Genomic DNA, 1,632 nt, shown 5'->3' with positions numbered 1-1,632 from the left:
ACCCACATCTCCCTCTCCCCCCCCCCACCCCACCCACCCCCCCCTCCCTCCCCCCCCCCCCCCCCCCCCCCCCCCCCCCCCCCCCCCCCCCCCCCCCCCCCCCCCCCCCCCCCCCGGTACCCCCCGTTCCGCGGGCCCCGTCCCCCGGTCCGCCGCCCCGGACCCGACCGGCCGCACATAATGGAACGTCCGACCGACTCCCCCTGGAGGCACCGTGGCCGGTTCCCGTTCCCAGAACCCCGGGCCCCGCGCCCTGCGGCCCGCGGCCTTCGGCGCGGACCCCGCAGGGGAGCGCATGGCACGCATCCGCAGGTCCCCGCACTTCGCGGACGGGGTGTTCCAGAACCCCGGGGGCGCCGCCCGGACCCGCCCGTCGGGCTCGACGCGGGACCTGGCGAAGGCCTTCCTCGACAGGGAGGCCCGGGCGCGGCGCGTGCCCCGGGGAGGGGTCCCGGTGCACGCCACCACCCTCGCCGACCTCTCCCGGCCCCCCGCCACCGGGCTGCGCCTGACCTGGATGGGCCATTCCAGCGTGCTCGCGGAGATCGACGGGCGGCGGGTCCTGTTCGACCCCGTGTGGGGCGAGCGCTGCTCCCCGTTCCCCTTCGCCGGGCCCCGGCGGCTGCACCCGGTGCCCCTGCCGCTGGCCGCCCTCGGACCGGTCGACGCCGTCGTGATCTCGCACGACCACTACGACCACCTGGACATGCCCACCGTCGAGGCGCTGGCCGGCACGGACACGGTGTTCGCCGTGCCCCTCGGCGTCGGCGCCCACCTGGAACGCTGGGGCGTGTCCGCCGGCCGGCTGCGCGAGCTGGACTGGCACGAGACGACGAGGGTCGGCGGACTCGCCCTGACCGCCACCCCGGCCCGTCACTTCTGCGGCCGGGGCCTGCGCAACGGCCAGCACACCCTGTGGGCCTCCTGGGCGGTCGCCGCCGAGGAGCACCGCGTCTACCACAGCGGGGACACCGGCTACTTCGAGGGCTTCGAGGACATCGGCGCCGGGCACGGCCCGTTCGACGCCACGATGATCCAGGTCGGCGCGTACTCGGACTTCTGGCCCGACATCCACATGACGCCTGCGGAGGGCGTCCGGGCCCACCTCGACCTGCAGGGCGGCGCCCTGTCCGGCGTGCTGCTGCCCATCCACTGGGGCACCTTCAACCTGGCCCCGCACGCGTGGGCGGAGCCGGCGGAGTGGATGCGGGACGCCGCCGGGGAGGCCGGGCAGGCGGTGGCCTTCCCGCGGCCCGGGGAGCCCTTCGAGCCGGCCGGTGAGCTGCCCGCCGAGCCCTGGTGGCGCGCGCTGTCGGCGCCGCTCGTGCGCCACTGGGACCCCGCCCGGGGCCCGCAGGCCGCACCGGCCCTCCCGTCCGCCCCGTCCGCCGAGGGCGACCTCGACCTCGCGGGCGGGCGCTGACGTCCACGGGGGCGGCCCCGCCGCGGGTCCCGCCCCGGTCCCGCGCGCCCCTGCTCGTCCGCTCGCGGTCCCGCCCGTGAGCGCCGGTAAGTCATGGCCCCAGGTGATACGGAGAGTCACATTTCGCGGTGGCTCCCGGGCGGCCGCCGAGGGTGCGCGGCCACGGAACCCTCCCTCCCGGCCGGCCGCCGCGTGCGGATGCGGGGCGG

Annotated in this window: 1 protein-coding gene; it reads left to right on the top strand. The window is 78.4% G+C overall.

Annotated elements, in window-relative coordinates:
- Positions 1-214 precede the first annotated feature (214 nt).
- Positions 215-1,423: an MBL fold metallo-hydrolase gene (locus tag ACZ56B_RS32205; protein ID WP_468798442.1), complete on the top strand. Its 1,209-nt coding sequence runs from the start codon at positions 215-217 to the stop codon at positions 1,421-1,423.
- Positions 1,424-1,632: the final 209 nt, after the last annotated feature.

The organism is Streptomyces sp. NPDC034670, from assembly GCF_055574875.1.
The sequence above is the reverse complement of the archived record's forward strand: the minus strand, read 5'-3'. Positions and strand labels throughout refer to the sequence as shown.